An 8421-nucleotide genomic window follows, 5' to 3' on the forward strand; every position below is an offset into this window, starting at 1 on the left:
AGGCGATTTTCAAAGAGTCCTTCTTATCGGTTTTAGGCTTTCTTAACGTGTTTCCACCGAAGTCACTGATAAGCACAGGATTGACTACGGAAACAAATACATTTTGTTCGTGGAGGTAACGGGCAATGGGTTCATAATAGTTTCCTGTTGCCTCCATAACAACCTTAGTCTCACCGGGAAGTTTCTTTATGAAGTCAGCTAATGCTTTTAATTCACTTCCAGTGTGAGAAACATCAAAAGGCGAAGCCACAACTTCTCCGAAGGGACGAAGTACAGCAACTGTACTTTTAACTTTGGAAACATCAATACCTACTGCGTTCATAAAAATGCATCTCCTGAATTGAAATTGTAATCGGGCAAACCACACTTTACTCATTACGTATTCAATCTGTTTGGTGACACGAACGCACATATCTTGTGGCTCAACCTGCATAAACCGAACGCTATAATGAAAGCATGGATGACAGTCTTATATACGGGCGCTTTGCTCCAAGGAGGTTTCAGTCAGTCCAATTACTGCTTTCAGTATAGCTTAAGTAACAAGTACGCGTAAACCCTTACCGGTATGCAAGGTTTTACCCGTCAATTATATTGTAACAGGAGGGATTACTATGATGATCAAAAAAATGATAGCTGCAATGTCAGCTGTCGCAATTATGGGGACATCAGCGGCTTATAACAGAGCTCAGTACAGCTTTTTTCCGCTCTTATACCGCAGAGTCAGAAGAACAGATTTTAGAGGGATGTGCAATGATATCAATTATCGCGCCGAATGATAAGCTTCCTCAGGGGATAACAGCAAAGCTCGTGGAAGTCAGCGGAGAGGAAAGAAAGGTACTGGCTGAATTGGAGCCTGCAAAAACCGATTTGCAGACCTTATCAAAGCTCAGCCTCAGCGATGATGTCAGCTACAAGATAGTCATTGAAAACATTCCGAATTATTTCTATCTTCCTGAGGAGACAGATATTTCACTTGAAAATAGTGAACACACAGACAAAACTGTGATCTGCGGCTTTAGCAAACAAATGTACCCCGGATTTTTCTTTGATATATCCAACGGAAAAGAACTTCATTTTTCAGAGACGTCGTATATTTCGGAAGCAGCTCTTTAACAATTACAGGGGCTTACGACAAGGAAGAGATCGAAGAAGCATATATCATTGACAATCAGGGCTTTAGATACATAAATGCTTTTTCCGACTCAGGAGAAGCCTTCATAGTACCTGACGGTCATTATACCGCTCATGTAAAGCCTGCAGAAGGCTATTGCTTCGTGCCAAAGAATTCCGAAGTCGCTTTATACCTCTATCCGCACAAGTTTTATGAACAGGATTATTTCGACTATGATTTTTCCAAAGTATAGACTTCAACGTAAAAAACGGTGTGGCAGACAAAAAGATTGTTTTCTATATTGAGAGAGTTCCGACTGCCGAAAGCAGCTGCTCAACTGAGGTATCTGTCGTTGATGAGGACACAGGAGAACTTATTGACGGCTGTATCTTGGATTTTACCGTTATATTTGATACCTTTGGGCCTCATTTAGTATGGTCAACATCATCGGATAATCCGATCAGATTTGACGATCTCCGTTTTACAAATTCCAAATATGTGGTACGGTATCAGATTCAAGGTTGAAAACGGCTTGCAGCGGGATAAGGTAATTATCCTTATCGAGGATGCTCCTACAGCTGAAACTGCCTGCTCTGCCGATATCTCAGTAGTTGACGAAGCGACGGGCGAGCCAATAAAAGATGTACAGCTCAAATTCGTATGCCCGAAAAGCAACAGCTACTCCTATACGTGGAACACGACAGAGATCCCTGTGATGAAATACGATAATCTGCTGTATACCAACAGCAATTACAAGGTCTTTGTACAGGACGCTCCCAGGGGGCTACGACTACTCCTCTCAGAGCTATCTGTTCTCGTTCACTGAATACGGACAGCATGAGAACTTCTTGATAAAGCTGAAAAAGAACTTTTCCCTCGGAGACGTGAACAGCGACGGCATAATAGACGCTGTTGACGCATCAAAGGTCCTTAAGCACTATGCGCTTATATCTACAGAACAGGAGGGAGAATTCTCAGACGCTCAGATAGCGGCTGCCGACGTAAACGGTGACGGCGAGATAAATGCTGTTGATTCCTCCGATATCCTTGCATATTATGCTTACGCTTCGACTTCGGACGAAGCCATAAAAACTATGGAAGAATTCATGAATAAAAACTAAGTATACTATCGTCCGCTGACAGCAACAAAAGCTCCGGCGGACGATTTTTTATGATAACAGGTCAAAAGCCGGCATGAAACTCCGGAAAGGTAGTGACAAATGAGCGTTTTTGTGGTATAATTTGTAAAAACGTTCTACTACAGGAGGTATCATCATGCTTGATTTCATAACCATAAACGAACACAGCAGCATTCGCATAGACGAAGGAAAGATAATCTACTCCGACCCGTACAACATAAGCGGTGCTCCGCAAGACGCAGATATCATACTCATCACTCACAGCCACTTCGACCACTATTCCCCTGATGATATCCGCAGGGTTATGAAGTCTGACACTGTCATCGTCTGTCCGTCCTCCATGACCGAGCCGCAGGAGCTTGGGCTGACTGTAAAGCAGGTCAACGCAGGCAAAAGCTTTGAAGTATCCGGGATAAAATTCGAGGCAGTACCTGCTTATAATATTGGAAAGCCCTTCCACCCTAAGTCCAACGGCTGGCTGGGGTATATCATAGACAGTCCGGAGCACGGACGTATATACATCGCAGGCGATACTGATGTCACCCCCGACAACAAGCATATAAAGTGCGATATCGCACTTGTTCCGGCAGGTGGAAAATTCACCGCTGACGCTGTGGAGGCTGCCGGACTGGTGAACACTATCCGTCCGAGGTATACCGTTCCGATACACTACGGAACAGTTGCAGGAGCCCCCTCAGACGGCGAGAGATTCCGTAAAGCAGTTGACAGCGGCATCGAGGTAGAGATAAAGCTGTAGCTGACAACCTATTGCCATTACCTGCCGCAATAATCCGATTGTAACTATATACCCGCAAATCGTTTCAGAGGAAGATGCACATGAATATCATTTTAAGGAAGCTGATACAATTTTCAATGAGGGATTTCACAGAGCTGAGCAAGCTTGACAATCCCGAATTCGGCGAGGGACTTGCAAAGCTCAAGAAAAAGCTGCCGCAGAGCTCTGAGCCGTCAGAAAGAATAAAGAAAAAAATGGACATAAGAAAGTGCAGAGTAAAGGATGGTATTTACTACATTGCAAAGGATAAGAAAAACCGGAGCAATAAAAAGGTCCTTTTTATCCACGGAGGCGGCTTTTTCCTTGAAGCTATGCCCCTGCACTGGAGGCTTTGTCAACGCCTTGCAAGAGATACAGGCTGTGAGATAATATTTCCAGAGTACCCTATGGTACCTGAAAGCGACGCAAAGGAGTGCCACATTATGCTCATGGAGGTCTACAGGGAGCTCATAAAAACCTGTTCCCCTGAGGATCTGACCATTATAGGCGACTCCGCAGGAGGCACTCTCTCGCTGTCATTGTCAATGCTCGCAAGAGAAAAAGGACTTCCCCTCGCCAGTGAGATAATTCTCATCTCACCGGGCTTCATAATCGGACAGATGACCGAAAATGAAAGCAGAAGAGCTGAATATATAAGAGATCAGGACTGTATCATAGGTCATTTCCCTGTCGATAAGATAAGCAAGCTGTGGCTCGGAGACCTCAACGCAAATGAATACAGAGCCGACGCCACAAAGGGCAGTATCAGCGGACTTCCTCATATTACCATGTTTTCGGGAACTCATGACATAATGAACATTCCTGCAAGACGGTTTGCCGCAAAAATGAAAAAAGAGGGTCACCCCTACTCCTATTACGAGAAAAAAGGCGGAGCCCACGATTACGCTTTATTGAAAAAGAGCAGAAAAGAGTACAATATCATTGTATCAAGGATATTATACTCAAAATGAGAGCCTGTGTGCCGCAAGAGCCGTTGCTGTTTTCTTAGTTCCGCCCTATTGAACAAAAACGGGCGGATTTTTTATACATATTTAACAACAATATACTTGCCGTAAAAACATATATCATTAATCCTTAAAGAATATGAACTTTTATACGATTAATTATTTATAATAATCAAAGCTTGGATAAACGCTGAACAGCCATTTTATTATTTATAAAATGTTGACGTTACTGCTCATTTATAAATGTTAAATTTATGTGAACAAAAATATCCACCTTTTCCTCGTTTTTTCGGTTGAAAAAATATACCTAAAAGGTGTATAATTTTAATACAACAAAGAGGAATTATTTTAGCTTTACATCCAAAAATGATAATCAATAACGGCACTTTATCATACTTCAGCGATTACTGCCCGACGTGATCAGAGGTGATGACAATGAATTCAGAAGCTATTTTCAACGCGGCTCATTCGACAGCAATAAGACTACTTGAATCAGGCGCGTTCATATCCCCGGAGGATACGGTATGCTCTATAGAATCCGCTTCCGGAAGGATATATACGGGTATAAGCCGCGCAGATATGACCGGTATAATACACGCAGAGGCTGACGCAGTAATGAATATGCAGGCTGCCGGGGAAAGCGCCATAGCTGCACTGCTGCTCATAAGCACTCAGAGCAGGACGCACCTGCTGCCCTGCAATAACTGTATCGGCTATATCCTTTCACTGGATCCGTCAAACGTCAACTGTATGATACTCATGCAGGACAGACCGGTGAGTATCACAGAGGTCGGCAGATTTGCCGCACCCTGCGAATCAGTTCCCGAACCTCAGAATTTCAGTGCACCGCCTTATCAGCAATATCAGCAGTACCAGCCCTACTCTTCGGCAGCTCCTGTAAATCAGACAGCCGATGCGGAGAAAGATGAAGCTCAGAAAAAGTCTCTGAATTCCGTAAGCATCGCAGAAATACTCGAAGTCTCGGCAGAAGTTGAGGCAAACAACCAGAGCTCGAACGGCAGTATCCTTAAAGAAAGGGTAAAGGATATACTCAAAGCCGCAGAGGACGACACAGACGAATTTCTTAACAGTCTGCCGCCGCCAAACAGGCGTTCCGGCTTTTTCAGGAAATAAAAGGGGATATCACTGTCACAGCAGCCGCAGACCGACTCAGCCGGCAGCTGCTGTCCAAATAAATACAGGGGGAGGTATTTCGTAATTATGAAGGATTCAAAAAGAATATCGGCAGTCACTCTCATACTCATAAGTGAGCTTGTCATTATGATAATACTTTCTCTTGTTGTGACCAAGACCATAAGCTTCACCACACGTAAAAGCTCAATGGACAATATGCAGACCATAACCAGCGAGCGTGCCCATATAATCCAGACCTACGTGGAAAACTCAGAAAAGATACTAGCGTACTACAGCAAGGCAGACCAAATATCAGCTCTGCTCAGCGATCCCACAAACAGGGAACTTCAGGCAAAAGCTCAGGCATACACCGAGAGCTTTTCAAAGGATATCGAAAATCTTGAGGGAATATACGTTAGCGAATGGAACACTCATGTTCTTGCTCATACCAATCCTGATATCGTGGGACTTGTTACACGTAAGGATCCAGAACCACTGAAACAGCTTCAGGACTCTATGCTCGCAGCAGGCAACGACGTATACGACACAGGCATAATCATATCCCCTGCCAGTGGCAGACAAATAGTCTCTATGTACAAAGCTGTATATAACGAAGCTAACGAGCCTATAGGACTTGTGGGCCTCGGAATATTCACAGACAGCCTTGTGAGCACTCTCAACGATATAAGTATCAGTGGCTTTGATGACAGCTTCTACACAATGATAAACGTCAATGATATGAAATATATATTCATTGACGACGAGGAGCTCATAGGCAAGCCTACCGAGAATAAGACTATCCGGCAAATATGCGCAAATCTGAGCAAGGGCAAGGGCAGCGAAGAGGGCAGCTTTGAATACAGAGCAGACGGCACTAAATACGTTTCCACATATTGTTATATGCCGAAGTACAACTGGCTGCTTATGATCGATGATACAAAAAGAGAGGTCTACTCCCTCACGTACCTTATGGCACTGTATATGGGGATATTCGGAATAGCCATCCTAGGTCTTGTAATACTTTTTAGCTTCATAAACAGGAAGCAAGAAAAAATGAACCAGAAACTCGCAAATACTATAGTCAAGAGCAACAAGACAAAGGAATCGCTGTACGCAGCTATGTTCAGGGACGTTCTCACAGATGTAAGGAACCGTATCGCCTTTTCTATGGATTTTGAAGAAGTTAATTCGACAGAAGATCACCCATACTACTTCATAATGTTCAATATCTCCAATTTTAGCGATATCAACTCACGCTATGGCAACGATACGGGAGACTGGCTCCTTACAAAGACTGTAGAGATACTTGGACAGGTATTCAAGAACAGCAGGATATACCGCACAGGAGCTGATGAATTCATTGTATCTTTACAGGTTAACAGCGCAGAAAAGCACACAAGCGATATCCTTGACATCGCTCAGGACGCCTACGAGAGGCTTACCTCTCCTCAGCAGACCCCAACTATGGGTAAGGTAAACTTTGGATACAGAGCGGCTGTTGCAAGGAAGGTAGGAACTATAAATACATCAGTAATTACCGTGCTCAAGGCTATGCTCAACAAAGACCCCGAATCACAGTTCGGACGTATAAACTTCACAGACCTCAGTTCATAACACAGGAACGCGGCTGCCGTATCAACGGCAGCCGCTGCTGATTATCGAAGAGAAGATATCTGTTGACTTTTACGGCATTGCATGATATAATAACTGTGTAAACAATGACCCTCAGACACATGAAAGGCTGATAGTATGTACTGGAAAAGCAGAAATATACAACTGAAAAATGGCTATGATCTCCCGTTTACGGGGATAGTGCGCCCTTTTTCGGATTCAGTCGGCTAAAGCATACCGGCTCAAGGGTCTGTAAAGGCAATTAAATACGCGCATTATCTCCTTGACTGCTTTAAAATTCAGTTTAAGGAGATTTTTTATGTTCAATATAAAGAAACAGCTTTTAAAGCTGTATTTATCATCGGTCTTAGCTGATCTTTCCCTGACAGGCGCATGGGTGGCTATACTCGCGGCAAGAGGCTACAGCCTTATAGAGATAAGCATAGCCGAGACCGTATTTCACATCACAAGCATTATTTTCGAGCTCCCGTCGGGAGTTATGGCGGACGTGTTCGGCAGAAAGAAAATGCTGATAGTAAGCAGTATAATGCGTTTTATCGGAAATACCGCCATGATACTGTCTAATGACCTGTTTATTGTCTGCATAGCTATCGCGCTCCATGCCCTCAGCTATAATTTTTCATCAGGCACCGGCGACGCACTTGCTTATGACTCAATGAAAAGAGCAGGCACCCACGGGAGATTTGAACGCTACGAGTCAAATCAGCTCATTATATACCGTGTCTGCAACGGCATATCTACGCTGTGTGCAGGTCTTGCGCTTGCTATCGGCTACAAGCTCGCATACAGCACTGACCTTATCGCCTGTGCCCTACAGCTGGCGGTGCTGTCAACGCTGACGGAGGTAAACGCAAAGAGCGGCGGCAGTGAAATAAATGTATTCGCAAGGATTCGTGAATGTTTTAGAGATAGCCTGCTTTTTCTCAAAGAGGCGCGTCGAGCTCTGGGGCTCATGTTCTGTAATTCATTTGTGGGAGCTGTTGATATACTCCTCCTGTTCTTCCTACAGGCAAAGCTCACGGAAAGAGGTATACCGAATCGTTGGCTCGGTCCTGCCCTACTGTTTATGGAAACAGGCGGCGTTATCGGTTCAAAGCTGATACTGCGCTTCCCGAAGGTGCGGTACAAGGCAGTGTTTATATTCACAGCTACACTTGTTGCCGCAGGAGTGCTTCTCGAACACTCCGCAAGCTTCGTCATAATGGCGCTGGGCGGCTTTATAGCTGCTACAGGCGACGACGCCCTGCAAGTAAGGACAAATGCAAAGCTTCAGGATATGTTCCCCTCCGAGCAGCGTGCGACCCTCACTTCCGTGGAGTCCCTGAGCTTTTCGGTCATTATGATAATCCTTACTCCTCTTGCAGGAGCATTATTCAGTATATGGTGATACAAAAAGAGCTTTGTTATATAAAAAAATGCCCCGAAGCATTTCAATATGCTTCGGGGCTATGCTTTCTAACTTTGCTAGCGGAATAAATCATAATTTTCGGAGAAAAATTTGATTCGAGCCGTTAGTCCCTTGTATGGGGATGTGGGCATAACCACCTACAAGGGACGCCAAAGTGCAGGCAAACAAAAAAGGACTGCGAAAGCAGTCCTTTAAAAATGTCGGCACTGATTTAGTTTCCCGGGCCGTCACCAGCCAAGTATCGTCAACGCGAATGA

11 protein-coding genes are annotated in these 8421 nt (G+C 44.3%); 10 read left to right on the forward strand and 1 reads right to left on the reverse strand.

Annotated elements, in window-relative coordinates:
• A partial coding sequence (locus tag J6U00_RS13480; protein WP_296582662.1) for a transposase occupies nt 1-322 on the reverse strand: 322 nt, incomplete at its 3' end.
• Between the two features lie 289 nt (nt 323-611).
• Here J6U00_RS13480 and J6U00_RS13485 point away from each other — a divergent pair.
• From J6U00_RS13485 to J6U00_RS13530, 10 genes are all read left to right on the forward strand, one after another.
• Nucleotides 612-776 (forward strand): hypothetical protein, encoded by a 165-nt coding sequence (locus J6U00_RS13485; RefSeq protein ID WP_296582664.1) that lies wholly within the window; start codon nt 612-614, stop codon nt 774-776.
• Nucleotides 751-1113 carry a hypothetical protein gene (locus tag J6U00_RS13490; protein WP_296582666.1) on the forward strand — a complete coding sequence of 121 codons (363 nt, stop codon included), beginning with the start codon at nt 751-753 and terminating at the stop codon, nt 1111-1113. The genes J6U00_RS13485 and J6U00_RS13490 overlap by 26 nt, the downstream gene beginning before the upstream one ends.
• Nucleotides 1114-1384: 271 nt before the next feature.
• Nucleotides 1385-1636 (forward strand): hypothetical protein, encoded by a 252-nt coding sequence (locus tag J6U00_RS13495; RefSeq protein WP_296582667.1) that lies wholly within the window; start codon nt 1385-1387, stop codon nt 1634-1636.
• Nucleotides 1608-1937, forward strand: a complete 330-nt coding sequence (locus J6U00_RS13500) for a hypothetical protein (protein ID WP_296582669.1) — start codon at nt 1608-1610, stop codon at nt 1935-1937. Before J6U00_RS13495 ends, J6U00_RS13500 begins: the two co-directional genes overlap by 29 nt.
• A gap of 22 nt (nt 1938-1959) precedes the next feature.
• Nucleotides 1960-2232: a dockerin type I domain-containing protein gene (locus J6U00_RS13505; protein WP_296582671.1), complete on the forward strand. Its 273-nt coding sequence runs from the start codon at nt 1960-1962 to the stop codon at nt 2230-2232.
• A 154-nt stretch (nt 2233-2386) separates the two neighbouring features.
• Complete coding sequence (locus tag J6U00_RS13510; RefSeq protein ID WP_296582673.1) at nt 2387-3007, forward strand: MBL fold metallo-hydrolase; 621 nt, start codon at nt 2387-2389, stop codon at nt 3005-3007.
• An 80-nt stretch (nt 3008-3087) separates the two neighbouring features.
• A complete protein-coding gene (locus tag J6U00_RS13515; RefSeq protein ID WP_296582675.1) occupies nt 3088-3996 on the forward strand; it encodes an alpha/beta hydrolase fold domain-containing protein in 909 nt (302 codons plus the stop codon).
• Nucleotides 3997-4425: 429 nt separating this feature from the next.
• A complete protein-coding gene (locus J6U00_RS13520; RefSeq protein WP_296582677.1) occupies nt 4426-5124 on the forward strand; it encodes a hypothetical protein in 699 nt (232 codons plus the stop codon).
• Nucleotides 5125-5211: 87 nt separating this feature from the next.
• Nucleotides 5212-6738 carry a diguanylate cyclase gene (locus tag J6U00_RS13525; RefSeq protein WP_296582679.1) on the forward strand — a complete coding sequence of 509 codons (1527 nt, stop codon included), beginning with the start codon at nt 5212-5214 and terminating at the stop codon, nt 6736-6738.
• A 316-nt stretch (nt 6739-7054) separates the two neighbouring features.
• Nucleotides 7055-8143, forward strand: coding sequence for an MFS transporter (locus J6U00_RS13530; protein ID WP_296582681.1), 1089 nt, complete (start codon nt 7055-7057; stop codon nt 8141-8143).
• The last annotated feature ends 278 nt before the right edge of the window (nt 8144-8421 follow it).

It is taken from the genome of Ruminococcus sp. (genome assembly GCF_017650195.1).
Lineage (GTDB): Bacteria > Bacillota > Clostridia > Oscillospirales > Ruminococcaceae > Ruminococcus.